The 23,791-nt window shown below is 68.1% G+C and carries 24 protein-coding genes; 10 read left to right on the top strand and 14 right to left on the bottom strand.

Annotation, left to right across the window (positions count from 1 at the left end):
- Window positions 1-21: 21 nt before the first annotated feature.
- The 8 genes from ABZX92_RS28610 to ABZX92_RS28575 all read right to left on the bottom strand — a co-directional run bounded on the left by ABZX92_RS28610 (window position 22) and on the right by ABZX92_RS28575 (window position 6,504).
- On the bottom strand, window positions 22-738 hold the full coding sequence (locus ABZX92_RS28610; RefSeq protein WP_355565790.1) for an MBL fold metallo-hydrolase: 717 nt from the start codon (window positions 736-738) through the stop codon (window positions 22-24).
- A complete protein-coding gene (locus tag ABZX92_RS28605) occupies window positions 729-1,193 on the bottom strand; it encodes a GNAT family N-acetyltransferase (protein ID WP_355565787.1) in 465 nt (154 codons plus the stop codon). Before ABZX92_RS28605 ends, ABZX92_RS28610 begins: the two co-directional genes overlap by 10 nt.
- Window positions 1,193-3,220 carry a replicative DNA helicase gene (gene dnaB, locus ABZX92_RS28600; RefSeq protein WP_355565784.1) on the bottom strand — a complete coding sequence of 676 codons (2,028 nt, stop codon included), beginning with the start codon at window positions 3,218-3,220 and terminating at the stop codon, window positions 1,193-1,195. The genes ABZX92_RS28605 and dnaB overlap by 1 nt, the downstream gene beginning before the upstream one ends.
- Window positions 3,221-3,784: 564 nt before the next feature.
- Entirely contained in the window at window positions 3,785-4,243 is a 459-nt protein-coding gene (gene rplI / locus ABZX92_RS28595; protein WP_045312845.1) for a 50S ribosomal protein L9, read from the bottom strand.
- A gap of 18 nt (window positions 4,244-4,261) precedes the next feature.
- Window positions 4,262-4,501 (bottom strand): 30S ribosomal protein S18, encoded by a 240-nt coding sequence (gene rpsR / locus ABZX92_RS28590; RefSeq protein WP_030480165.1) that lies wholly within the window; start codon window positions 4,499-4,501, stop codon window positions 4,262-4,264.
- A 58-nt stretch (window positions 4,502-4,559) separates the two neighbouring features.
- On the bottom strand, window positions 4,560-5,069 hold the full coding sequence (locus ABZX92_RS28585) for a single-stranded DNA-binding protein (protein WP_355565781.1): 510 nt from the start codon (window positions 5,067-5,069) through the stop codon (window positions 4,560-4,562).
- A gap of 29 nt (window positions 5,070-5,098) precedes the next feature.
- A complete protein-coding gene (rpsF, locus tag ABZX92_RS28580) occupies window positions 5,099-5,473 on the bottom strand; it encodes a 30S ribosomal protein S6 (protein ID WP_355565778.1) in 375 nt (124 codons plus the stop codon).
- A 101-nt stretch (window positions 5,474-5,574) separates the two neighbouring features.
- Window positions 5,575-6,504, bottom strand: coding sequence for a hypothetical protein (locus tag ABZX92_RS28575; RefSeq protein ID WP_355565775.1), 930 nt, complete (start codon window positions 6,502-6,504; stop codon window positions 5,575-5,577).
- A gap of 134 nt (window positions 6,505-6,638) precedes the next feature.
- Between ABZX92_RS28575 and ABZX92_RS28570 the strand changes: the two genes are divergently transcribed.
- The 3 genes from ABZX92_RS28570 to ABZX92_RS28560 all read left to right on the top strand — a co-directional run bounded on the left by ABZX92_RS28570 (window position 6,639) and on the right by ABZX92_RS28560 (window position 9,784).
- Window positions 6,639-7,409, top strand: coding sequence for a deoxyribonuclease IV (locus ABZX92_RS28570; RefSeq protein WP_355565773.1), 771 nt, complete (start codon window positions 6,639-6,641; stop codon window positions 7,407-7,409).
- 106 nt (window positions 7,410-7,515) lie between these two features.
- The gene (locus tag ABZX92_RS28565) at window positions 7,516-8,844 is read left to right on the top strand and encodes a hypothetical protein (protein ID WP_355565812.1); all 1,329 of its coding nucleotides are present in this window, start codon (window positions 7,516-7,518) and stop codon (window positions 8,842-8,844) included.
- Window positions 8,792-9,784, top strand: a complete 993-nt coding sequence (locus tag ABZX92_RS28560; protein ID WP_355565770.1) for a GDSL-type esterase/lipase family protein — start codon at window positions 8,792-8,794, stop codon at window positions 9,782-9,784. The genes ABZX92_RS28565 and ABZX92_RS28560 overlap by 53 nt, the downstream gene beginning before the upstream one ends.
- On the opposite strand, the gene ABZX92_RS28555 is transcribed toward ABZX92_RS28560, so the two are convergent.
- From ABZX92_RS28555 to ABZX92_RS28545, 3 genes are all read right to left on the bottom strand, one after another.
- Window positions 9,696-11,288 carry a glycosyltransferase 87 family protein gene (locus ABZX92_RS28555; RefSeq protein ID WP_355565767.1) on the bottom strand — a complete coding sequence of 531 codons (1,593 nt, stop codon included), beginning with the start codon at window positions 11,286-11,288 and terminating at the stop codon, window positions 9,696-9,698. The two genes, ABZX92_RS28560 and ABZX92_RS28555, sit on opposite strands and share 89 nt — an antisense overlap.
- Before the next feature lie 104 nt (window positions 11,289-11,392).
- Window positions 11,393-14,176, bottom strand: a complete 2,784-nt coding sequence (locus ABZX92_RS28550) for a transglycosylase domain-containing protein (protein ID WP_355565764.1) — start codon at window positions 14,174-14,176, stop codon at window positions 11,393-11,395.
- A gap of 80 nt (window positions 14,177-14,256) precedes the next feature.
- Window positions 14,257-14,655 (bottom strand): DUF5318 domain-containing protein, encoded by a 399-nt coding sequence (locus tag ABZX92_RS28545; protein ID WP_355565761.1) that lies wholly within the window; start codon window positions 14,653-14,655, stop codon window positions 14,257-14,259.
- Between the two features lie 164 nt (window positions 14,656-14,819).
- Here ABZX92_RS28545 and ABZX92_RS28540 point away from each other — a divergent pair, with 164 nt between their 5' ends.
- Together ABZX92_RS28540 and ABZX92_RS28535 are read left to right on the top strand one after the other, a co-directional pair.
- Window positions 14,820-15,356 carry a PadR family transcriptional regulator gene (locus ABZX92_RS28540; protein ID WP_355565758.1) on the top strand — a complete coding sequence of 179 codons (537 nt, stop codon included), beginning with the start codon at window positions 14,820-14,822 and terminating at the stop codon, window positions 15,354-15,356.
- A 30-nt stretch (window positions 15,357-15,386) separates the two neighbouring features.
- The gene (locus ABZX92_RS28535) at window positions 15,387-16,472 is read left to right on the top strand and encodes an inositol-3-phosphate synthase (protein WP_355565756.1); all 1,086 of its coding nucleotides are present in this window, start codon (window positions 15,387-15,389) and stop codon (window positions 16,470-16,472) included.
- Window positions 16,473-16,507: 35 nt separating this feature from the next.
- Here the strand turns inward: ABZX92_RS28535 and ABZX92_RS28530 are convergent, their stop codons facing one another.
- Window positions 16,508-17,242: an SDR family oxidoreductase gene (locus ABZX92_RS28530; RefSeq protein WP_355565753.1), complete on the bottom strand. Its 735-nt coding sequence runs from the start codon at window positions 17,240-17,242 to the stop codon at window positions 16,508-16,510.
- 148 nt (window positions 17,243-17,390) lie between these two features.
- On the opposite strand from ABZX92_RS28530, the gene ABZX92_RS28525 reads away from it, so the two are divergent.
- Both ABZX92_RS28525 and ABZX92_RS28520 read left to right on the top strand, forming a co-directional pair.
- Entirely contained in the window at window positions 17,391-17,522 is a 132-nt protein-coding gene (locus ABZX92_RS28525; protein ID WP_355565751.1) for a hypothetical protein, read from the top strand.
- 10 nt (window positions 17,523-17,532) lie between these two features.
- The gene (locus tag ABZX92_RS28520) at window positions 17,533-18,084 is read left to right on the top strand and encodes a hypothetical protein (RefSeq protein ID WP_355565749.1); all 552 of its coding nucleotides are present in this window, start codon (window positions 17,533-17,535) and stop codon (window positions 18,082-18,084) included.
- On the opposite strand, the gene ABZX92_RS28515 is transcribed toward ABZX92_RS28520, so the two are convergent.
- On the bottom strand, window positions 18,062-18,808 hold the full coding sequence (locus ABZX92_RS28515) for an SDR family oxidoreductase (protein ID WP_355565746.1): 747 nt from the start codon (window positions 18,806-18,808) through the stop codon (window positions 18,062-18,064). The genes ABZX92_RS28520 and ABZX92_RS28515 overlap by 23 nt on opposite strands.
- 9 nt (window positions 18,809-18,817) lie before the next feature.
- On the bottom strand, window positions 18,818-19,447 hold the full coding sequence (locus ABZX92_RS28510; RefSeq protein WP_355565744.1) for an HAD family phosphatase: 630 nt from the start codon (window positions 19,445-19,447) through the stop codon (window positions 18,818-18,820).
- Between the two features lie 67 nt (window positions 19,448-19,514).
- On the opposite strand from ABZX92_RS28510, the gene ABZX92_RS28505 reads away from it, so the two are divergent.
- From ABZX92_RS28505 to ABZX92_RS28495, 3 genes are all read left to right on the top strand, one after another.
- The gene (locus tag ABZX92_RS28505) at window positions 19,515-20,681 is read left to right on the top strand and encodes an MFS transporter (RefSeq protein WP_355565741.1); all 1,167 of its coding nucleotides are present in this window, start codon (window positions 19,515-19,517) and stop codon (window positions 20,679-20,681) included.
- A 57-nt stretch (window positions 20,682-20,738) separates the two neighbouring features.
- The gene (locus ABZX92_RS28500; protein WP_355565739.1) at window positions 20,739-22,754 is read left to right on the top strand and encodes a PhoX family phosphatase; all 2,016 of its coding nucleotides are present in this window, start codon (window positions 20,739-20,741) and stop codon (window positions 22,752-22,754) included.
- Window positions 22,755-22,883: 129 nt separating this feature from the next.
- A partial coding sequence (locus ABZX92_RS28495) for an alkaline phosphatase PhoX (RefSeq protein WP_355565736.1) occupies window positions 22,884-23,791 on the top strand: 908 nt, incomplete at its 3' end.

Here is a 23,791-nt window from a genome sequence, read left to right as displayed (position 1 = left end):
CGGCGTCAACGTGGCCTGACGTCAGCCAAGTGCGTAAACGTCACCCTCGGAGGCCGCGAAGATCTCGCCGGAGAAGTGCTTGCGGGCGGTGGCCACTGCGCCGAACCGGTCGTTGCCCGGCCAGAAATGGGTCAGCATCAGCCGTCGGGCACCTGCTCGCCGTGCCCACTCGCCGGCCGCGGCGGACGACATCAGCAGGCCCGAGGTGTCGCCAGGACGATCGGTGGCCTCGACGACGAACAGGTCCGCGTCCCGGCCCAGCTCGGCCAGCGCCTCGGCAGGACCCGTGTCGCCGGTGTAGGCGAGAACGCTCGTGGACTCCAGCCGGACGCCCGTGTTCGTGACGAAATGCGGCAGGTCGACGCCGGTCAGCCGGAACGGGCCGACTTCGTGCCGGCCCGGCAGTTCGTGCACCTCGAAGACCTCGCGCAGCGGGGCATCGGGTTCGAGGCCCTGCAAGCGGTCGAGCACCCCCGGCGGGCAGTACAACGGCAGCCTTCGGCGTTCCCCGTAGTACCGGGTGCGGAACAAACCGTGCAGGTCAGCGCAGTGATCGGGGTGTTCGTGGGTGATCACGACGGCGTCCGGGCCCGCTGGCCACAGGTCCAGCAGCCGCGGCAGCGTGCCGTAGCCGAGGTCCAGCACCACCCGGTAGCCGGCGTCCTCGACGGCGAAACCGCTGCACGCCCGGCCCGGTTCCGGGTAGGCACCGCAGCTGCCGAGAACCGTCAGTCGCACGGCTTGGCCAGCAGGATTCCGCGCGGCCCGAAGCCCGACCCGGAGTAGAAGGCGACGGCCTCGTCGTTCGTGGCGAAGATGATGGCGTTCAGCGTCCAGGCGCCGTGAGCCACCGCCACCTCCTGCGCCGCGGCCACCAAAGCCTTGCCGATGCCACGGCCGCGGAACCCGTCGAGCACCACGGTGTGGATGTCGGCGGCGCGGCGCGGCACGAGGATCTGGTGGTCGGGCGGCGGTGCCAGCAGCACCACCTCGGCCATGCCGACGACCTCGCCGTCCACCTCGGCGACGGTGAACAGCGCGGAGTCGAAGACCTGCTCGAAGTGTTCCCGCACCGCCTCGGCGGCGGGCACGCGGAAGAGAGACGGGTCGAGCTCGACGTGGCGTTCGGCGTTGGTCAGGCGCAGCCGCACGAGAGCAGGAATGTCCTCGCGGCGAGCCGGCCTGACCTTCATCAGGTCTGCGCCAGGTCGGTGAAGCGGCTGTAGTGCAGCTGGTGCGCCACGGTGATCGTGGCGGTCGGGCCGGCACGGTGCTTGGCGATGATCAGGTCCGCCTCGCCTGCCCGCGGGTCGTCGCGCTCCCAGGCGTCCGGGCGGTTGATCATGATGACCATGTCGGCGTCCTGCTCGAGCGAGCCGGACTCACGGAGGTCGGACAGCATCGGCTTCTTGTCGGTGCGCTGTTCCGGACCGCGGTTCAGCTGGGAGATCGCGATGACCGGGACGTGCAGCTCCTTGGCGATCAGCTTCAGGTTTCGGGAGAACTCCGAGACTTCCTGCTGGCGCGACTCGGTCTTCTTGCCGGAGCTCATCAGCTGGAGGTAGTCGACGACCACCAGCCGCAGGTCGTGCCGCTGCTTGAGGCGGCGGGCCTTGGCGCGGATCTCCATCATCGTCAGGTTCGGGCTGTCGTCGACGAACAGCGGAGCCTCGCTGATCTCGCTCATCCTGCGGGCGAGGCGGGTCCAGTCGTCGTCGCTCATCCGGCCACCGCGCATGTCGCCGAGGCGGATGCGGGCCTCCGCGGAGAGCATGCGCATGACGATCTCGGTGCGGCTCATCTCCAGACTGAAGATGGCGCTGGTCAGGCCGTGTTTGATCGAGCACGAGCGGGCGAAGTCGAGGCCCAGCGTCGAGTTGTGGGTCGGGATCATCGTCTCGCCCGCGAGGTACAGGTGGTCGTGGTTGTCGACCTCCACGCACCGCACCGGCACGGACGCGACCGGGCGCACCGCCACGATCTCCACCTGGTCGTGGCGACCCAGGCCGGCGATCAGCTCGTCGACATCCCGACGCAGGCGCGCGAACCGGCCGTCGATCTGCAACGCCGCCAGCAGCTCCTCGCGCTGCTTGCGCGACGCCCGCAGATACGCGGCGGGGATGTGCGGGTCGTCGGCCACGTCGAGGTCCTTGGCCACGCGCAGCTCTTCGTCCGTCAGCTCGCCGTCGCCCAGGCCGGACAGGAACTTGCCCAGTGCGGTGGGCGAGAGGGGCAACGCCGCGGCGGGCAGCTCCCACGCCGCCGACATGCGCACGAACACACGGCACACGCCGATCTTCTGGAACAGCTGCGCCGTCGTGCGGATCGCCCAGAAGCCACCGGTCTCGCTGCACGACTCGGTCAGCCACTGGTGCTCGGCGTCGGCCACGATCACCGCGCCGTCGGAGAACTCGACCTCGAAGCACGGGCGGCCGGTCATCACCTCGGTCGCGGCGACCACGCGCGTCGGGCGGCCGTCGGCGCCGATCAGGAAGTCGCCGGCTGAGACCGAACCCATCGTGGTCCAGCCGGACGGGGTGGGCAGCGGCGTGTCCAGCGCGAGCGCCTTGCCGACACCGGGACGCGCGGCGACGATGATCATCTGGCCGCCGTGCAGGCCGTTCGTCAGCTCGTCGAGGTCAGCGAAGCCCGTCGGGATGCCCTGCGAGATGCCGCCGCGGGACGCGATCGCGTCGATCTCGTCCATCGTCGGCTGGAGCAGGTCCTCCAGCGCCACGTAGTCCTCGGTCGTGCGGCGGTCGGTGACCTCGTAGATCGCCGCCTGCGCGCGGTCGACCACGTCGTCGACGTCCGCGCCCTCGGCACCGTTGTACCCGAGCTGCACGATGCGCGTGCCCGCCTCGACCAGGCGGCGCAGCACCGCCTTCTCGGCCACGATCTCGGCGTAGTAGCCGGCGTTCGCGGCCGTCGGCACCGTCGCGATCAACGTGTGCAGGTACGGCGCGCCACCGATGCGCAGCAGCTCGCCGCGCCGTTCGAGCTCGGCCGAGATGGTGATCGGGTCGGCGGGCTCACCGCGGCCGTAGAGGTCGAGGATGCAGTCGTAGATCGCCTGGTGCGCCGGGCGGTAGAAGTCGTTGGGCGCGAGAGCCTCGATGACGTCCGCGATGGCGTCCTTGGACAGCAGCATGCCGCCCAGCACCGACTGCTCGGCGGCGAGGTCCTGTGGCGGCTGACGCTCGAATCCGGGTTCCGCCATACCCCGGTCGTCCACCAGCGCCACTGCCAAATCACCCCTGCGAAGAGTCGAGAGACGGCGCCCATGCCCGTCAGGACCATTCGGTACAGGACCTAGTTGTACAGCCCTGCACCGACAATTTCGGGCGGCCACGCTGTGCGATGGTCATCGCCCGAGACGCGACGCTAGAGGGACCCGTCCGGAGCAAGCAAACCAGCGTGTGGATCGTCCTGTGGACAACTGGGGGACAACCTGTGGATGGTTGCTCACAGGGGTGGGAGCGTTGGGGACAACCTGTTGACAACCGGTGGAGTGACAGAAATAACCGCAGCTCAGAGGCTGTGAACAAGTTGTGGAAAAAGTTGTGCGCCATACCCTCGGCGTGTCGCGAAAAACACCCTCTTCGGCGTGTCGCGGGCCGTCTGAATGCGCGGGTTATCCACAGGAAGTGGACAGAAGCGCGCTGGTCCGAACGAGCGAAAGCGCCACCCACCCGGAGCATTCCGGGTAGGCGGCGCTTCAGCAATCGCAACCAGCGTGAAGTGCCCCCGAGGAGGTCACGTCACGCGGCTCGCGTTGCGGGCACTACTCGCCGGCGGTAACGACCAGCGGGAGAGCCACGGTGACCTCGGGGTGGAGGCGCACGGTGACCGAGTGCTTGCCGGTCGTCTTGATGTGACCCGGCAGTTCGATGGCGCGCTTGTCCAGCACGAGGCCGGACGCAGCCTTCTTCACGGCCGCCGCAACGTCAGCGGTCGTGATCGAGCCGAACAGCTTGTTGGAGCCGGCCGCAGCCTTCGCGGTCAGCGTCACGCCGCCGAGGCCCTCGAGCTTGGCCTTGAGCTCCTTGGCGTGGTCCAGGTCGCGCACGCGCCGAGTGTCCTGCGCGCGGGTGATGACCTGGATCTGCTTCTGCGCACCGCGGGTCGCGACGATCGCGAGACCGCGCGGGAGCAGGTAGTTGCGGCCGTAGCCGTCCTTGACCTCGACGATGTCGCCGGGCGCGCCAAGGCCGGAAACGTCAGCGGTGAGGATGAGCTTCATCGCGAATGTTCCCTTCTCTTAGCGAGCGGTCGAGGTGTAGGGCAGCAGGGCCATCTCACGGGCGTTCTTCACGGCAACAGCGACGTCGCGCTGGTGCTGCGAGCAGTTGCCGGTGACACGGCGGGCACGGATCTTGCCGCGGTCGGAGATGAACTTCCGAAGCAGCGTCGTGTCCTTGTAGTCGATCAGGGATGCGCTCTTGTCCTTGCAGAAGGCGCAGACCTTCTTCTTGGGCTTGCGCACAGGCGGCTTGGCCATGTGTCTCTAACTCCTGGAATACGCAGTGATCAGGTTCTGGATGACCGGTGCGGTCGGTCTAGAAGGGGGGCTCGTCGGCAAAGCCACCGGAGCCGGCCGGCGGGGCGGAACCCCACGGGTCGTCTGCCGGAGCGCCACCGCCACCGCCGCGAGACTGCTGACCGCCGCCGCCGCCGAAGCCGCCGCCACCGCCGCCGTCTCCACGGCTGACCCTGTTGACCTTCGCGGTCGCGTAGCGCAGCGAGGGGCCGATCTCGTCGACCTCAAGCTCCACGACAGTGCGCTTCTCGCCTTCCTTCGTCTCGAAGGAACGCTGGCGCAGCCGTCCGGAGACGAGCACTCGCGAACCGCGGGTGAGCGACTCCGCCACGTTCTCGGCGACCTGCCGCCACACGTTGCACCGCAGGAACAGCGCTTCGCCGTCCTTCCACTCGCCCGACTGCTTGTCGAACGTGCGGGGGGTGGAGGCGACCGTGAAGCTGGCCACCGCTGCCCCGGACTGGGTAAAGCGGAGTTCGGGGTCGGCAGTCAGGTTCCCGACTACCGTGATCGTCGTCTCACCAGCCATGTCTTGGGAGCTCCCCTAGTCGAGGTTCGTCAGGCCCTGGCCGCGGCCTTGGCCGCTGACTTGGCCGACTTGGCGTCCGACTTGGCCGCAGCCTTGGCGGCCAACTTGGCAGCCTTGGCGGGCTCGCGGCGCAGGACCTTCGTCCGGAGCACCGTCTCCTGCAGACCGAGCTGGCGGTCCAGTTCCTTCACCGCTTCAGGCGTCGAGGTCAGGTCGAGCACCGCGTAGATGCCCTCGCTGTTCTTGTTGATCTCGAAGCTCAACCGGCGCTTGCCCCAAACTTCGACCTTCTCAACGTTGCCACCAGTGGTTTTGATGACGTTGAGGAACGTGTCGAGAGACGGCGCGATCGTGCGCTCGTCGAGACTGGGGTCGAGGATGACCATCACTTCGTAATGACGCATGAGGACCACTCACCTCCTGTGGACTCGCGGCCACGGGCTTTCCGTGGCAGGAGGGTCGTCGCGTCAGCAACTGAAGAAGGTTAACAGAGCGCGTCCGGCGACTACGCAGGGGTGCGGCGCAGCACCCAGGTCCGCACCAGCGCACCCGTCACGCAGGCCAGCATCAGCACCGCGAGCAGCACGGGAAGACCGACGCCGCCGGGACCGCCGAGCCTCGGCAGTGCCGTTGCGCGACCGGCTGCCAGCACCTCGTCGCCGTCGACGCCGTTTCCGTTGGAGGCACGGGGAACCTGCGAGCCGTAGCGCACGCCGGGCGACGGCGAGTAGAGGCCGGGCATCGCGAACGGCAGCGAGCCGTAGGTGAACAGCGGCACGCGGCCGAAGTTCCCGCTGAGCGAGTAGAGCGAGAAGTCGCGGTTGCTGGGCGCGCCCACCACCGCTCCAGGTGTGCCGGGAGTCACACCCGGCTGACCGGGCTGAGTGCCCGGCTGGGGCTGTGGTTGCTGGCCAGGAGGCTTCGGCGCACCCGGCAGCTGCACCGCCTGCTGCGACGCGTCCGCGACGGCCTTGGCGCCGTCCTGGACGGGGGCTGCGGCCTGGTTCACGCCCGTCACGACGACCTGGCAGCCGCTGGTCAGCGTCGAGCGCACGGTCTTGTCGAGCGTGCCGATGATCGGCCCGAGCAACGGCAGCTTCTGCAGTTCGGCGACCACGGCGTTGGCGATGGTGGCGCCGGAGATGGTCGTCGTACCGGCCTGCACCGCGCCGATCGGAATCGGTTTGCCCTGCGCGAACGCCTGCTTGAACGGGTCCGCGAGCGGCGGGCCGAGCAGGGGGATCGCCCTGATCAGGTCGGTGATGGGCTGGGTGACCGCTGCGGGACTGAGCGAGACCGGGGTGCCTGGCGTGCCCTGCACCGAGGTGGCGCAACTGCCCACGACGATGGGATCCGCGGCGGTGGCCGGAGTCATGCCCACAGCGGCGGATGTCAGCGCCAGAAGCGTCGCGGCGGTGACGCTCAGCAGTCGCATGCCAACCCCTTTCCTACTCTCTAGTAGTAACGACCGTAGGCGCTGGTCGTGACGTAGACCATCCCCAGTTTTCGCAATTACTCCTATCGGCGGCGGCTGCGGCCGCGTTATGCCTCCCGACTACCCTCCTCGTCATGCGCATCGGGGCCCATGTTCGCGACGACGACCCCGTCGGTGCCGCTGCCGAACGCGGGGCCGAGGTCGTCCAGTTCTTCCTGTCGGATCCCCAGGGTTGGAAGAAGCCCAAACCTCATCCTCAGACGGAGGCTCTGCTCGCCTCCGACCTGGACGTGTTCATCCACGCCCCGTACATGATCAACATCGCGTCGCTGAACAACAAGATCCGGATCCCGAGCCGGAAGAACGTGCTGCAGCACGCCGAGGCCGCCGCGACCGTGGGCGCGAAGGGCCTGATCGTGCACGGCGGCCACGTCACCAAGGGCGAGGACCCGGCCGACGGCTTCGCGAACTGGCGCAAGTTCTTCGAGCGCCAGGTCGCCGAGGGCGGGTTCGCGGTGCCGATCCTGATCGAGAACACCGCGGGCGGCGACAACGCCATGGCCCGCTCGTTCGACAACCTCAAGCGCCTCTGGGACGCAGTCGGCGAGTTCGGCCAGGGCTTCTGCCTCGACACCTGCCACGCGTTCGCCGCCGGTGAGGACCTGGTCGGCATCGTCGACCGGGTGAAGGCGATCACCGGCCGCATCGACCTGGTGCACCTCAACAGCTCGCGCGACGAGTTCGGCTCCTCGCGCGACCGGCACGACAACATCAAGTCCGGCACGATCGACGCGGACCAGCTGGTGGCGGTGGTCGCCACCGCCGGATGCCCCGTCGTGGTCGAGACCCCCGACGAGGGCCAGGCCGACGACATCGCGTTCCTCCGCGACCGCGCCGGTCGGTGACGCGGTGCACGAGGTGGTGAGCGCGGCGCCCGAGCACGACGACACCGGGCGTTTCGCGAGCCGCTTCGGCAGACCCGCCGCCATCGTCCTCGTGCTGCTGTGCGGGATGACGCTGCTGCTCGGCTTCATCAACAAGGACCGCTGCACCGGTCCGGCGTTCGACCAGTGGGGCCGCTCGCAGCCCGACTACGACGAGCGCAACAAGGAAGAGGTCTGCTACTCCGACATCCAGCACCTCTGGATCGGGCGCGACATCGACCGGCACGTCTTCCCGTACGTCGAGGGCGGCATCAACGACAAGGGCGTCCTCGTCGGCGGTTCCGTCGAGTACCCGGTGCTCAGCGGCCTGCTGATCTGGGCGGGGGCGATCTTCGCCCACAACGACGCCGAGTACCTGCTCTACTCCTCGCTGCTGCTGGCGCCGTTCGGCCTGCTCACGGGCTGGTTGCTGGGCAAGCTGGCCCGTTGGCGCGCCCTGCTGTGGGCGATCGGGCCGCCGCTGATCCTCTACGCGTTCCACAACTGGGACCTGCCGGTCGCGCTGTGCTCGGTGGCCGCGGTCTACGTGGTGCACCGCTGGCACCGGCCACTGGTCGAACGGGCGACGGTCGCGTCGGTCCTGCTCGGTCTCGGGTTCGCGTTCAAGGTCTACCCGGCGGCGTTCGTGCTGCCGCTGATGCTCTTCGTCGCCACCGGCGGCTGGCGCGGCCAGGAGATGCCGGCGGGCAAGAAGGTCGACATCGCCGGCGCGGTGAAGGTCGCGCTCGCGTCCGTCATCACGGTCGTGCTGGTCAACCTGCCGTTCGCGGTCGCGGGCTACGACGGCTGGCTGGCCTCGTTCGAGTTCCAGCAGCTGCGCCGGGTCGACATCACGACCAACTCGATCTGGTACTGGGGGCTGCGGCCGTTCCTGGGCGACGACCCGATGCAGGACCTGGTCAGCGTGGTCTCGCCGGTCGCGATCCTGGTCTCGTTCGCGATCGCCGCCGGCTACGGCTGGCTGCGGTTCCGCCGCGAGGGCACCTACCCGTGGATTCCGGTCTCCGGCGCGATGCTGTGCGGCTTCATGTTGCTGCACAAGGTCCACTCACCGCAGTACACGCTGTGGCTGGTGCCGTTCTTCGTGCTGATCCGGGTGCGGCTGATGTGGGTGTTCGCGTATTACGTGGCCGACCTGGCGATGGGGATCGGGATCTTCCGCTGGTTCTGGGCGATCGAGTTCGGGCAGCCGGCCGGGATCTACGACAGCCTCTCCGCGCAGGCCGTCATGGTCGGCGTGTGGGGGCGGGCCGCGTTGCTGGTCGCGCTGTTCGTCGTGTTCCTCAAGTCGCGTGACGTGACGGACGACGATCGCGCAGACTTCACCCGTGAGGGTGGTCATCGTGCTGGCACTGTTGCTGGTCTGCGGCGCCTGCGGAGCGCCGGAGCGGTCTGAGCCGAGCCGCTGGCTGCCCGTGTGGCAGGCGGTGCCGTCCATTTCCGCCTCGGTGCCGGACCAGCACGTGCGGACGACGGTGAACCTCGGTGCGGCCGGCACGTCGGTTCGCATCCACCTGTCGAACCTGATGAGCGACGAGCCGGTGCGCATCGAGCAGGCCTCCGTCACCGCGGACGGCCAGACGCGGCAGCTGACGTTCGGAGACTCCCGCGTCGTCACGATCGGGCCGCGCGAGGAGGTCTACAGCGACACCGTGCCGCTGACGGTGACGAAAACCCTGGAGATCAGCACGTATGCGCCGACCGGTACTCCGTGTCAGGCGCGCGCGAACCGCAACCGCACGTCCGTGGGCTCGTACGTCTGCCTCGCGTCCAGGGTCGACGTCGCGGGCTTCACGGCACCGGGCGCGGTGGTGATGTTCGGCGACTCGATCACCGAGGGCGGTCCGGAGGGGAACTGGCCATCCCTGGTGCAGACCGACCTCGCGATCCTGAACGCGGGCATCATCGGCAACGGCGTGGTCCACGGTGACGACCCGATGACAGCCCGCGTGTTCCGGGACGTCCTGCACAGCAGCGAGGTGCGCAAGGTCGTGCTGCTCGGCGGCATCAACGACATCCAGCACGACGTCAGCGCGGACGACGTCATCCGCGGTGTCCACGCCATCCAGATGCAGTGCAAAAACCGGGGCGCGCAGCTGATCATGGGCACGGTGACCCCGTGGCGGGGCTGGAAGAACTGGTCGGAGGAGCGCGAACGGCAGCGGCAGCGGCTCAACGAGCAGATCCGCGCCGAGTTCCCTGACGTGATCGACTTCGACGCCGCCGTGCGTGATCCGGCCGACCCGCTCAGACTGCGTCCGGAGTTCGACTCCGGTGATCACCTGCATCCGAACGCGGCCGCATTCGGTGCGATGGCTCGGCTCGTGCGGGTGTGACGATCCGCCGGTCCGGAGCGTCCTCCATGACACCGGCCAACGGGTCGTGGTCGCCCGCGATGCGCACGAGGTCGCGCTCCGGGTGGTAGATCTCCTTCACGATGATCACGCACAGCCCGATGACCGTCGCGTCCCGCAGCAGCACGGCGCCGAGGAACCAGTCGATCGGCAGGCCCTTGTTGTCCGTGCCGAGGTAGAAGTACATCCGCGGCACCCACACCAGCGCGTCGATCGTCATCCACGCCAGCAGCAGCTTCCAGCGCGGCAAGGCGAGCACCGCCAGCGGCACCAGCCACAGCGAGTACTGCGGGCTCCACACCTTGTTCGTCAGCAGGAACGCCGCCACGACCAGGAACCCGAGCTGCGCGAGCCGCGGCCGCGTCGGCGCGGACAGGGCCACATAGGCGATACCGGCACAGCACGCGATGAACAGCACCGAGCTGACCGTGTTGAGGACGGTCGGCGCCTGCCCCTGCGTCAGGCCGGGGTCGAACCCCTGCCACCCGGTCCACTGCACCAGCACGTTGTAGATCGTGTCCGGGTCGGCGTTGCGCTCGGTGTTGAGGCGGAAGAACTCCTTCCACCCCGTCGCCGCGGCCGGGTTCAGCGCGAGCGGCGCGTTGACGAGCGCCCACGCCCCGATGGCCGCCGCGGTGGTGGTGAGTCCCGCCTTCATCCGGTCAGAACGCCAGCACAGCAACAACAACGGCCCGAGCAGGAACAACGGGTAGAGCTTTGCCGCGCCGCCCAGCCCTATCAGCACTCCGGCGAGCGCGGGTTTCTTCCGCGCCCACGCCAGCAGACCAGCCGTGGCGAACGCTGTCGCGATCGTGTCGAAGTTCGTGAACGCGTGGACGATCACCAACGGTGACACCGCTACCAAAGCGGCGTCCCACATTCGTCTCCGTGCTATTCGAGCCACGGAGAACACGGTCACCAGCCACGCCACCGCCAGCCAGAACGCCGTGACGTTGAAGAACACGATCACCGTCATCGGCAGGCCGGGAACGAGCGCCACCAGCCCCTGCGCCACCCGCGCGTTGAGCCACATGAACACACCGGTGATCACCGGGTACTCCATGTACCTGACGTGCTCGGTCGGCTTGCCCTCGTCGTCCTTCCACGAGGTGATGTACGGGAAGGAACCGCGCTGGTCGAGCCGTTCCGCGGTGTAGAGCGGCACGGTGTCGGAGTAGCAGAGCGCGGTGAACTGCCTGCTGCCCCGCCAGTCCAGCTGGACCTGGCCCTTGTCGTCGACGTACTGCTGGATGCACGGCGACTTCTGCACCCACCCGGCCAGCAACGTCAGCACGGCGAGCAGCAGCACCACTCGCAGCGCCGTCCAGAACCAGTGCCGGCCGACCTGGGCGTGCTCCCCGAGCGGACCGCCGAACGGTCTGCTGAGGGTGCGGGCGAGCGACTCGGTCCAGGTGGGCGCCACCCGCTCCTCGTGCGTGAGCGAGTCGGTGTCCTCGGCGGGAAGCTCGGCAGGGCTGCTGGGCACGTCGCGGATGTTACGGCCAAGACCGTTTCGGCGTGGTCAACATCGCCGGGCCGAAGCAAAGGGCCTGGTGCGCAACGCACCAGGCCCTGAGCTGACGACGGGTGTCACCCGCCGCCGGGGTTTCGCCCGTCTCCGGGACCCGGGATCCCGGGCTTCGGCGTCGTCGTCGTTGTCGTCGGCTTGCCCGTCGTCGGCGGCTTCGGGCACAGGATGCCCTCACAGGGCTCGTTCGGGTCCGTCGACGGCGTGTTCGAGGGCGTGTTGGACGGGGTGTTGGACGGCGTGTTCGAGGGCGTGTTGGACGCGCTGTTGGACGGCTTCGGCGGGTTGAAGTTGCCGAGCGGCTTCGGCTTCGGGAACTTCTCCGCCGGGGTGCCCGCGAGCGCCGCGTCCATGAACTTCTTCCAGATCTGGCCGGGGAGACCCGAACCGAAGATCGCCTTGTTCTCCTTGTTCTTGATCGCTACGTCACCGCGGTCCTTGCCCATCCAGACCGAGGCGGAGAGTTGCGGCGTGTAGCCGACCATCCACGCCTTCGAGTTCTGGTCGACACTGTCGGGGAGCTCGTGCGTACCGGTCTTGCCGGCACACTCGCGGTTGTTCGCGCACGGGATCCGCGAGTAGCCAGGGATGTCCTTCAGCGTCTCGGTGACGTTGTCGGCGATGTCCCGGCTCTTCTCCTCCACCGGGTCGAACGCGGGTACTGGCCTGTCCGCGTGCTGGTAGAGGATGTCTCCGCTGGGGCCGGTGACCTTCGTGATGAAGAACGGCTCGCGGTAGATGCCGCGTGCGGCGAACGTCGCGAAGGCCGACGCCATGTCGAACGGCCGCACCTGGGCGGCGTCGGCGCCGATGGCGATACCGGCGCTCGGCGGGTTGCCGCCTTCACCGACCAGCGTCTCCTTCGTCTTGCCGTTGACCTGCACGGTCTTGGGGATACCCGCGGCGTGCGCGGCGTCCGCGACGGCCTTGGTGCCCGTGCCGTTGTTGGCGGCGACCATCTCGTAAAAGACGGTGTTGAGAGATTCCTTCATCGCCTGCTTGATCGGGCACTGCTTGCCGCAGGTGGTGCCGCCCGCGTTGCGGATCGGCACACCCGCGATCGTGCGCGGCGTGGCGTCGTAGACGTCACCGATGCCCTTGCCCATCTTCAGCGCGGCGACCAGGTCGAACGGCTTGAACGACGAGCCGGCCTCCTGGATCGTGCCCTTGGCGTAGTCGATGCCCTGCAGGCCGTCCTTGCCCGGCCAGTAGGCCTTGACCGCACCGGACTGGGGGTCGATCGCGCTGAGCGACGTGCGCAGCTCCGGGTCCTGGCCCTCCATCACGGAGTTCACCGCGTCGGTCGCCGCCTGCTGCATCTTCGGGTCGATGGTCGTCTGGATGGTGACGCCGACCTTCTGCGCCTTCTCCATCGTGATGCCGACCATCTCGGTGTCCAGCTCGTTCTGGACCTGCTGGCTCACCCGCGCGAGCGGGCCCTCGAGCCCACCCGGCTGGGAGTCGCCGAACGCCACCGGCGTCGGCCACTGCTGCGCGTCGTAGTAGGCCTGGTCGATCCAGTTCTTGTCGCGCATCTGGCCGAGGACGTACTTCCACTGCTTCTGGGAGTAGTCCTTGTCCTCGGACCAGGAGGGCGTCTGGATCATGGCCGCGATCAGCGCGGCCTCGGAAGGAGTGAGGTCCTTCATGTCCTTCTTGTAGTACACCTGCGCCGCGGCCTTGAAGCCGTTCGCGCCACGACCGAAGTACACCGTGTTGAGGTACGCGGTGAGGATCGTGTTGTGGTCCGACTCGTTGCTCATCTTGTAGGCCTTGACGAGCTCGGTGAACTTACGCGTCAGCGTCGGGTCCTCGTTGCCGCTGGCCTTCTTGATGTACTGCTGCGTCAGACCGGAGCCACCACCGGAGCCGCTGGTCACCTGGAACCAGGCGGCGCGCAGGATGGCCTTGGCGTCGAAGCCGGGGTTGTCGTAGAAGTTCGCGTCCTCGGCCGCCAGCACCGCGTGCTTGACGGTCTCGGGGATCTCCTCGTACGTCAGCATCGTGCGGTTCTGGCCGGGCGAGGAGATCTTGCCCATCTCGGAGCCGTCCGAGTAGAGCAGCGTGACCGTCTTGTCCTGAGAGGCGGCGACCTCGTCCGGGCGCGGCCACTCGACCAGCGGGTACGCAACCGCGATCGCGATCACCGGGCCCAGGATCATCAGGCCGATGAAGATGAACGCGCCGATCCGGACGCGCTTCCAGATCTTCTTCTTGCGCAGACGACGCTCCTCCTCTTCGGTGAGCTCCGGCTCGTCGTCGTCGTAGTAGTCGTCCTCGTCGTCGACGCCGCCGGCCAGCAGGAACTCGTCCTCGGGCTCGCGGTGGGTCAGCAGATCGGGTTCGCGCTGCGTCGGCCGGTTGACCGGCGGCAGCTGCGTGGTCCGCTCCTCACCGGGCCGCGGGGGCACGCCCGGACGGCCGGGACCGCCCTGAGGACCGCCAGGGCCGCCAGGACCACCGGGCCCGCCAGGACGCCTGCCACCGGGAGGCGGTGCCATCGGCACGCCACCGGGAGGCGTCGGGGGACGGCTGCCGGGGCCACCAGGACCACCCTGCGGGCCGCCGGGACCCTGCGGACGGCCGGGACCGCCCTGAGGCCCACCGGGCGCACCCTGCGGCCCGCCCTGGGGACCGCCTGGTCCGTTCGGGCGGCGTGGTGGCTGCTGCTGTGGGAAACCACCGGGTGGCGTGCCACCCTGGGGAGGGCGCGCGAAACCGCCGGGCGGGGTGCCCGGCCGCGGCTGATTCGGGACATCACGCCTCGTGCCGCCGCCGTCCGGGTCGTCCCCGGTCGGCCACTGCGGCTCGCCTCCGCGCTGTCGGTCATCATGCTGGTCGTTCACGTGAAAAGGCCTCCCAGACCGGCGTGCATCAGCACGCGGTTCGGTGGTCGTACTTCATTCGGAGCAGTGTCACCTGAGCGTCATTCCGCCGCAGTCCTCCTGCGTGGCTTTTCCAGCCCACGCTTCCCCAGGACGTATGACTGCACCAGGTGGTTCCAACTGCATGTGCGGCAAACCTCGACGACGTACACGGTGAACTCGTCGAAGAGGGTTGCCATCTTCACGAGTTCTTCAGCTGTGCGCGCCGAGCCTGTCGCGTGCTTGAGCTCGTCACCGTAGACCCAAGACACGTTGGTGAGGGGTTCCTTGCGACACACGGGGCAAGGCACTTCCGTCTGCGTACCGTGGAACTTCGCAGCTCGCAGCAGGTACGGCGACGCGTCGCAGACCTCCATGGTTCCCGTCCGGCCAGAGTAGACCTCCGCCAGCAGCGCACGCCGCTGCAGCGAGTAGTCCACCACCTGCCGTTGGGTCAACACGTGACCAGAGTACGTGCCGACCGCTTTCCGACGATGGGCCGTTCAGGGCAGCGGGTCCCGGCGCGATATGACGGTGTGCCACATCCCACACTTGAGGGGGACCATCGATGTATCGCGGCGATATAATCACCTCACCTATCGGTGCAGGTGCGAGGAGGTGACTCGTGTTCGAGTTCGCGCTGCTCGGCCTGCTGCACGAGGCGCCCATGCACGGCTACGAGCTGCGCAAGCGCTTGCACGACCTGCTCGGAGCGTTTCGCGCGTTCTCCTACGGATCGCTGTACCCAACACTGCGGCGACTCCAACGGGCGGGCCTGATCGTGGAGGAAGGGCCGGAGGAGTCGGCTCTTTCTTGGGGACGTCGGGCACGCAAGGTTTACAAGCTGACACCGGAAGGCAAGGAACGGTTCGCCGATCTCCTGGCCAACGCGGGTCCGCAGACCTGGGACGACGACTCGTTCGGAGTCCACCTGGCGTTCTTCTCCCGCACGCCGGCCGACGTCAGGATGCGCATCCTGGAGGGTCGGCGGCGGTGTGTCGAAGAACGCAGGGAAGGGCTGCGCGAGCGGCTCACGCGCACGGGTGAGCAGATCGACCGCTACACCCGTGAGCTGCACAGACAAGGCCTGGAAAGCACGGAGCGCGAGGTGCGGTGGCTCAACGAGCTCATCGCGCACGAAAAGTCCGAGCAGGACGAGTAGTACTCACCGTTGATCAAGGAGGACTCGGCAATGGGCGGAAATCGCCGCACCGTTCGAGTGGCCATCGTCGGGGTTGGCAACTGCGCGGCGTCGCTGGTGCAGGGCGTCCACTACTACGCGGACGCCGACCCGAACACCCGCGTGCCCGGCCTGATGCACGTGCAGTTCGGCGACTACCACGTGCGCGATGTCGAGTTCGTGGCCGCGTTCGACGTGGACGCGAAGAAGGTCGGTGTCGACCTCGCCGAGGCGATCTTGGCCAGCGAGAACAACACGATCAAGATCGCGGACGTGCCGCCGCTGGGCGTCGTCGTGCAGCGCGGGCACACCCTCGACGGTCTCGGCCGGTTCTACCGGGAGACGATCGAGGAGTCCGACTTCGAGCCGGTCGACGTCGTGCAGGCTCTTCGTGACGCCGAGGTCGACGTGCTCGTCTCGTACCTGCCGGTGGGCTCGGAGGAGGCGGACCGCTTCTACGCCCAGTGCGCCATCGACGCCGGGGTGGGCTTCGTCAACGCCCTGCCGGTCTTCATCGCGTCGGACCCGGAGTGGGCGGAGAAGTTCCGCGCCGCCGGCGTGCCGATCGTGGGCGACGACATCAAGTCCCAGGTCGGCGCGACCATCACGCACCGCGTGCTGGCCCGGTTGTTCGAGGACCGTGGCGTCCAGCTCGACCGCACCATGCAGCTGAACGTGGGCGGCAACATGGACTTCCTGAACATGAAGGAACTGGAGCGCCTGGAGTCCAAGAAGGTCTCGAAGACCCAGTCGGTGACCTCGCAGCTGTCCCGCGACATCGGCAAGGACAACGTCCACATCGGCCCGTCCGACTACGTGGCGTGGCTCGACGACCGCAAGTGGGCCTACGTCCGCCTGGAAGGTCGCGCGTTCGGTGACGTGCCGCTGAACCTGGAGTACAAGCTGGAGGTCTGGGACTCCCCGAACTCCGCGGGCATCATCATCGACGCGGTCCGCGCGGCGAAGATCGCCCTGGACCGGGGTATCGGCGGCCCGATCCTCTCGGCGTCGTCGTACTTCATGAAGTCCCCGCCGGTGCAGTACTCGGACCCCGAGGCCCACGCGGCCGTCGAGGCCTTCATCCGCGGCGAGGCGTGATGTGAGGGGCCGCCCTTCGCGGGCGGCCCCTTCTTCTAGCGCTTCGAGAGCCGCAGCTTCTGCCAGCTGCCGTCCGCGGTCCACCCGCCGTCCACGGGCAGCGCGACGCCGTTGATGTACCTGGCGTTGTCGCTCGCCAGGAACCTGACGGCCTGCGCGATGTCGTCGGGTGCCGCGAACCGGTTCATCGGCACGTGGTTCGTGATGTCCTCGTCGACGTAGTACCCGCCGGCCTGCGACTCGACGTCCATCTCGGTCTTGACCCAGCCGGGGCACACGGCGTTGACCCGGATCCCCCGCCCGCCCCACTCGACGGCGAGCGTGCGCGTCAGGCCGATCAGCCCGTGCTTGGTCGTGTTGTACGCGGCCCGGTCCGCCACCCCTTGCAGCCCGGCGACGCTCGCGATGTTGACGACGCTGCCAGAGCCCTGGGCGAGCATGATCTTGCCCAGCGCCTTGGTCAGCAGGAACGGCCCGGTCAGGTTGACCGCCATGATCCGCTCCCACTGCTCGAGGCTGGTGTCCTCGAACGGCACGATGCCCGCGATCCCGGCATTGTTGACCAGCACGTCCACCCGCCCGTGGGTGTTGGTCACGTGGTCCGTCAGCCGCTGCACGTCCTCGGCGCTGGCGACGTTGCCGACGATGCCGTCCTTGCTCTCCTGCAGGTCGAACCCGACGACGGCGAACCCGTCCTCGCGCAGCACGTCCGCGATCCGCAGCCCCATGCCCTGCGCCGTGCCGGTGACCACAGCAACTCGTTGCGTCATGAGCGCCACGCTAGGTCCGGGTCCGCCACCAGCGATAGCACCCGTAGCTGCCTGAACGTCTGAGCCCAACTTCTCCTGTCGCTGCCCGGGACCGGTCCCCGCTGCCGCCTCGCACGATGAGGCCTCCCAACGGAAAGGAGTCGGACCAATGGTTCGCAAAGCACTGTTCGCATTGGCCGGAATCGCCTTGCTCGTCGCCGGGGTCTGCAGCGTCCCCGACGGCAACCGCGGCTGGAGCGTCGCGGGCTTCGAGTGGAACAGCGTGAACGTTCAGCGCTAGCGTTCGCCGGGTGCGCACGCTGCTCGTCGCCCTCCCCGGCCTGGTCCTCGCCGGCATCGGGCTGACCCATCCGCATCACCTGGACGCGTCGACCGCTCAGTGGTGGCGGGACATGCACATCATCCTGGCGGCGGTCTTCCCGCTTCTCGGTGCCGCGCAATGGGTTCTGCTCGAAGACAGCCCGAAGCTCGTGCGCTACCCCGCCCGCCTGGCCACCTTCAGCTACGTCGTCTTCTACGGCGCGCTGGACGCGTTGGCGGGCATCGGCGGCGGCGCGATGGCGTTGAACAACGCCAAGGACGCGGCCGCGCCGGTCTTCGGCATCGGCAACCAGCTCGGCACCGTCGGCGCGTGGTCGTTCTTCGCGGCCAGCATCGCGATCTCGGCGTGCGCGCTGCTCAAGCACAAGCTCAAGGCGATCCCGGGAGCCGCCTTCCTGCTCACGGGCAGCTTCCTGTTCCTCGACAGCCACATCTACTGGCCCAAGGGCGTCATCGCGTGCACCTGCATCGCGATCGGCATGGCCGCGACCAGCTTCGTCAGCCCACGCCCGGTGCGATAGCCGTGTAGCCGCCGTCGACCGCCAGCACCGCACCCGTCACGAACGAGGCCCGGTCCGACAGCAGCCACAACGCGGCCTCCGCGACCTCGATCGGGGAAGCCAGGCGCTTCAGGGCGTTCCACGTGGCCGCGCGCTCGCGTTCGCCCGGGATGGAGAACCAAGGCTCGGTCTGCGGAGTCTCGACGACACCCGGACTCACCGCGTTCACGCGGATTCCCGACCGGCCGTACTCCGACGCCGCGGTCTTGGTCAGGCCGATCACGCCGTGCTTCGCGGCCGAGTAGGCGGACGCGAAGGCGGTGCCGAAGAACGCGGCGGTGCTGGCGTTGTTGACGATCGCGCCGCCACCACTCGAAACCATGGCCCGGATCTCGTGCCGCATGCACTGCGCGACACCGGTGAGGTTCACCGAGAGCGTCGCGTCCCAGGCCGTGCTGTCGGTCAGCACCACGCCGTCCGGTCCGACGCCGGCGTTGTTGAACGCCACGTCGAGGCGCCCGAACCGTTCCACTGCAACGGAAACGGCCTGCGCGCAGTCTTCGTCAGAAGAAACATCGCAGACGACCGCGACCCCGCCGATCTCCGCGGCCAGCGCGGTGATCTTGTCCGACGACCTGGCGGCGAGCACCACCGAAGCCCCCTCGGCCGCGAACAAGCGAGCGGCGGCCGCACCGATTCCCGTTGAGGCGCCCGTGATCAGGGCGACTTTGTCCCGCAGCAGCATGCGCGGAAGCTACGTCAGCGCACCCGGCAGATCCGCGATTGAAGACAGAACCGTCACTTTCGACAACACTTCCGGAGCAGGCGGGAAATGCGGGTTCGGCACCGCGAGCACGGTCATCCCGGCCGCCAGCGCGGCGCGCAGCCCGTTCGTGGAGTCCTCGACGGCGTAGCAGGAAGAAGCCGGAACCCCGAGCCGTGACGCCGCCAGCAGGTAGACGTCCGGCGACGGCTTGCCCGAAGCGCACTCCTCCGAAGACACCGCGACCGGAACCGGCAGCCCGGTCACGTCGAGGAACACCTTGATCAGCACGGCCGGGGCCGAAGAAGCGATCGCCACGGGGAAGCGGGATGCCACCTCGCGAACCGCGTCCACCGCACCGGGAATCACCGGAAGGTGTGCCGCGTACGCCTTCTCCATCTCGGCGATCACCCCGGCGGAAGCCTCTGACGCAGACATCTGCACGCCTACTGCGGACACCAGGTACGCGCCCCACTCGGGCGTCGACATCCCCTGCATGTCACGAGTGGCGGTAGGAGTCCACGCGCCACCGTGCGACGCGGCGAACGACTGCCGCACCTCGTCCCAGACCTGCTCGGAGTCGATCAGCACGCCGTCGAGGTCGAAGATCACCGCTTCCACGCCACGAACCGTACCCTGTGGCGCACGATACTTCGCCATGCTAATCAAATTCTGTTAGGGTAGCTAAGTGAATTTCAAGGCTCAGCCCAAGCAGGTGTGGATCACGGCGTTCGCCGCGGTCATCGCCTTCATGGGGATCGGGCTCGTGGACCCGATCCTGTTGTCCATCGCGGAGGGTCTGCACGCGACACCGTCGCAGGTCACCCTCCTCTTCTCCTCCTACCTCGGCGTCCAGGTCGTGGCGATGCTCTTCACGGGTGCCGCGACGGCGAGGTTCGGCGCCAAGCGCACGCTCGTCGGCGGGCTCGCGCTGATCGTCATCGCCACGCTGGCGTGCTCGGCGGCGGGGAGCATCGGCCAGCTCGTGGGACTGCGGGCCGTCTGGGGGCTCGGCAACGCGTTCTTCATCGCGACCGCGCTCAGCGTCATCGTCGGTGCGGCCAGCGGCGGGCAGAAGGCCGCGATCCTGCTCTACGAGGCCGCGCTCGGTCTCGGTCTGAGCGTCGGGCCGCTGCTCGGCGCGTTGCTCGGCAGCTTCTCGTGGCGCGGACCGTTCCTCGGCACCGCGATCCTGATGGCCGTCGCGTTGATCCTTTGTGCGGCTTTCCTGGCCAAGGACTCGCACCACGAGCGTCCCAAGATCGGCTTGTTCGACCCGCTGAAGGCGTTGAAGCACCCGGTTCTGCTGCGGACCTCGATCGGTGCCGCGCTCTACACGGCAGCGTTCTTCACGGTTCTCGCCTGGTCGCCGTTCGTCCTGCGGTGGGGTGCGGTCGAGATCGGACTGATCTTCTTCGGCTGGGGCGTGTGCGTCGCGGTGTCCAGCGTCTTCCTCGCGCCGCGCCTTGCGGACCGCGTCGGCGAGAAGCACGCGATCATCGGGTCAGTCCTGGCGTTCGCCCTGCTCATGCTCCTGATGGCGGTGCCCAGCAAGCCGCTGCTGGTGGTCGCCGTGATCGTCAGCGGTCTGGTCTCCGGCCTGCTCAACACCCTGTTCACCGGCACCGCGATGAGCGTCAGCGACGCGCCGCGGCCGGTCGCGAGTGCCGGGTACAACTTCCTGCGCTGGCTCGGCGGGGCGCTGGCGGCGACGTTCGTGAGTCACCTCGCGCAGCCGTTCGTCGTGGCAGCGGTCCTGTGTGCGGTCGCGGCGGTGCTGCTGACCTTCAACCGCACCGACACGCGTGAGGTACCTACGGAAGTCGTGATTGCGAGCGAGCAGCTAGTCGGTTAACAACAGCTGAACTACGGTCGGTGGCGGTTCCCGCACCGACCGTAGGAGGCCACCACCATGATCCCTCTGCCGCTCGTCAACCACCGCGTCGGCAGAGCAGCGGTGACATGCGAGTACCGCTGCGGGGACGCGTGCTTCCACGACGTCCCGAACACGTCCGGCAACCCCTACTTCGGCGACCTGATCAGCCGCCGCACCGCCCTCAAGGCAGGTGCCGTCGTCGCGGCCGCCGCCACTGTCTCGGTGCCGGCGACCGCGGCCGCCGAACCCGAGTCGAAGGGCCGCCCGCCGAGGGGACTCGACTTCACGCCCGTCCAGGTCAACACGAAGGACGAGGTGGTCATCCCCGAGGGGTACGAGCAGGGTGTCGTCATCCGGTGGGGCGACCCGTTGTTCCCCGGTGTCCCGGAGTTCGACTTCGACCACCAGACCGCGGCGTTGCAGGAGAAGCGGTTCGGCTTCAACAACGACTTCGCCGCGATCCTGCCGCTGGACCCGTTGGAGCTCACGGGTCTCATGGTCACCAACCACGAGTACACCAGCGAGCAGTTCATGTTCCGCGGTTACGACGCGAAAAACCCCACCGAGGAACAGGTGAGGATCGCCTGGGCGGCGCACGGCCTGTCGGTGTTCATGGTCAAGCGCTCGTTGTTCTCCGGCCACTACCGGCCGAGGTTCAGCAGGTACAACCGCCGGATCACCCTGAACACGGCGTTCGAGGTGCGCGGTCCGGCCGCGGGCAGCGACCTGCTCAAGACCTCGGCGGACCCGACCGGCAAGAAGGTCTTCGGCACGATCAACAACTGCTCCGGTGGCGTCACGCCGTGGGGCACGATCCTGTCCGGCGAGGAGAACTTCAACCAGTACTTCGCGAACGCCGCCGGCCGCAACGACCCTCGCCTGACCCGTTACGGCGTCACCGGCACGGCCACCACGCGCAAGTGGGAGCGGTTCGACAAGCGCTGGGACCTCGCGCAGGAACCCAACGAGGTCAACAGGTTCGGCTGGGTCGTCGAGATCGACCCGTGGGACCCGGACTCGACTCCGATCAAGCACACGCACCTCGGCCGGTTCAAGCACGAGACCGCGAACGTGCGCATCGCCGACGACGGCCGCGTGGTCGCGTACTCCGGTGACGACGAGCGGTTCGAGTACATCTACAAGTTCATCTCGAACGGCAAGGTCAAGCACGGCAACAGCAAAGCCGCCCGTCGCCACAACATGACGCTGCTCGACGACGGCACGCTGTACGTCGCGCGCTTCAAGGGGGACAGTCCGGTCAGCGAGATCGACGGCACCGGAAAGCTGCCGAGCGACGGCAAGTTCGACGGCAGCGGCGAGTGGATCCCGCTGGCCAGCGGCAAGAAGTCCTTCGTGCCCGGCATGACTGCGGAAGAGGTGTACGTCTTCACGCGCATCGCGGCGGACAAGGTCGGCGCGACCAAGATGGACCGCCCCGAGGACATCCAGTGCCACCCGCGCACCGGCGTCGTCTACTGCGCGCTCACCAACAACGTCGAACGCGGCGTCACTGCGGGCAAGGAAGGCCCGACCGAGCCGAACCCGAGGATCAACAACCGCCACGGCCAGGTGCTGGAGCTGACCGAACGGCGCGGCGACGCGCTCGCGCTGACGTTCAGCTGGGACCTGTTCCTGGTCTGCGGTTTCCCGGATGACCCGAACACCTACTTCGGCGGCTACGACAAGTCGCAGGTCAGCCCGATCTCCAGCCCGGACAACCTGGCGTTCGACCGGCACGGCAACCTGTGGATCTCCACGGACGCCGACGGCAAGCTCAACGGGTTGAACGACGGCCTCTACGGCGTGCCGCTGGAGGGACCGGAACGCGGCCACCTGAAGCTGTTCCTCACGGTGCCGCGCGGCGGTGAGACGTGCGGCCCGATCGTCGGTGAGCGGGTCATCACGGTGTGCGTGCAGCACCCCGGTGAGGTGGACGGCGCGAGTGCCGACAAACCGGCTTCGCACTGGCCGGACGGAGGTACCTCGCAACCTCGGCCGGCGGTCGTCGCGGTGTGGCGCAAGGGCCGTCGTCAGCTGGGTGAAATCGGTTGATCACCCTGCGTGCGCTGATCGTTCGGGAGTAGTACGAGTTCGCCTGCCGTTCATCTGCTGGACGGCAGGCGATCTCGTTGGGCTCTTAGGTTCGGCCAGTTCCCACACTGACCGATCTCGGAGGCCTGCGTGTCCTCACCCACCGATCGGGGCCGCCGCCTGCTGCCCCTGCTCCCGAAGAGCCATCCGCTCGGGCGTCAGGCGGTCACCTGCGAGTTCCGCTGCGGCAACGCGTGTGCGCACGAAGCGCCCAACACGTCGCAGAACGCCTACTTCGGTGACGTCGTCAAGGACGTCGTGAGCCGCCGAGGCATGCTGAAGGCCGGCGCCGTCGTCGCGGTCGCGGGTGCCGGCGCGCTCGCGATGGCCGGCTCGGCCGCCGCCGCCCCGGTCCACGTCGACGTGGATGTCGACGTGGACGTCGACCTGGGCAGCCGCGGTCACAACCCGAACGGCCTGAACTGGGACTCGGTGGCGCCCAACACCCTCGACCAGATCACCGTGCCCGAGGGGTTCCAGCAGGACGTCGTCATCCGCTGGGGTGACCCGATCCTGGACGGCGCGCCGAAGTTCGACTTCGACAACCAGACTCCGGAGGCGCAGGCGCAGCAGTTCGGCTTCAACAACGACTTCTGCGGCCTCGTCCCGGTGCCCGGCGACCCCAACAGCTGGCTCATGGTGAGCAACCACGAGTACACGACCGAGTCCTTCATGTTCAAGGACTGGTCGCCGACCACGATCACCGAGAAGCACGCCAAGATCGCGTGGGCCGCGCACGGTCTGTCGGTCGTGATGGTCGACCGCGACCGTCGCACCGGCAAGCTCTTCGTCTGCCCGGACGACAAGGCGAAGTACAACCGCCGGATCACGCTCACGACACCGTTCGAGGTGCGTGGCCCCGCCGCCGGGTCGAAGTTCCTGCAGACCTCCGCCGACCCGACCGGCAGGACCGTGCTGGGCACGCAGAACAACTGCTCCGGCGGCGTCACGCCGTGGGGCACGATCCTGTCCGGCGAGGAGAACTTCAACCAGTACTT

The sequence above is a fragment of the Lentzea sp. NPDC006480 genome, assembly GCF_040611995.1.
In the GTDB taxonomy this organism is placed as follows: Bacteria; Actinomycetota; Actinomycetes; order Mycobacteriales; family Pseudonocardiaceae; genus Lentzea.
The sequence above is the reverse complement of the archived record's forward strand: the minus strand, read 5'-3'. Positions and strand labels throughout refer to the sequence as shown.

Excerpts from the sequence above, each read along its gene's own strand:
- ABZX92_RS28605 (WP_355565787.1), bottom strand. The coding sequence starts at position 1,193 with ATGAAGGTCAGGCCGGCTCGCCGCGAGGACATTCCTGCTCTCGTGCGG.
- dnaB (WP_355565784.1), bottom strand. The coding sequence starts at position 3,220 with ATGGCGGAACCCGGATTCGAGCGTCAGCCGCCACAGGACCTCGCCGCC.
- rplI (WP_045312845.1), bottom strand. The coding sequence starts at position 4,243 with ATGAAGCTCATCCTCACCGCTGACGTTTCCGGCCTTGGCGCGCCCGGC.
- rpsR (WP_030480165.1), bottom strand. The coding sequence starts at position 4,501 with ATGGCCAAGCCGCCTGTGCGCAAGCCCAAGAAGAAGGTCTGCGCCTTC.
- ABZX92_RS28585 (WP_355565781.1), bottom strand. The coding sequence starts at position 5,069 with ATGGCTGGTGAGACGACGATCACGGTAGTCGGGAACCTGACTGCCGAC.
- rpsF (WP_355565778.1), bottom strand. The coding sequence starts at position 5,473 with ATGCGTCATTACGAAGTGATGGTCATCCTCGACCCCAGTCTCGACGAG.
- ABZX92_RS28575 (WP_355565775.1), bottom strand. The coding sequence starts at position 6,504 with ATGCGACTGCTGAGCGTCACCGCCGCGACGCTTCTGGCGCTGACATCC.
- ABZX92_RS28570 (WP_355565773.1), top strand. The coding sequence starts at position 6,639 with ATGCGCATCGGGGCCCATGTTCGCGACGACGACCCCGTCGGTGCCGCT.
- ABZX92_RS28565 (WP_355565812.1), top strand. The coding sequence starts at position 7,516 with ATGACGCTGCTGCTCGGCTTCATCAACAAGGACCGCTGCACCGGTCCG.
- ABZX92_RS28535 (WP_355565756.1), top strand. The coding sequence starts at position 15,387 with ATGGGCGGAAATCGCCGCACCGTTCGAGTGGCCATCGTCGGGGTTGGC.
- ABZX92_RS28530 (WP_355565753.1), bottom strand. The coding sequence starts at position 17,242 with ATGACGCAACGAGTTGCTGTGGTCACCGGCACGGCGCAGGGCATGGGG.
- ABZX92_RS28525 (WP_355565751.1), top strand. The coding sequence starts at position 17,391 with ATGGTTCGCAAAGCACTGTTCGCATTGGCCGGAATCGCCTTGCTCGTC.
- ABZX92_RS28515 (WP_355565746.1), bottom strand. The coding sequence starts at position 18,808 with ATGCTGCTGCGGGACAAAGTCGCCCTGATCACGGGCGCCTCAACGGGA.
- ABZX92_RS28500 (WP_355565739.1), top strand. The coding sequence starts at position 20,739 with ATGATCCCTCTGCCGCTCGTCAACCACCGCGTCGGCAGAGCAGCGGTG.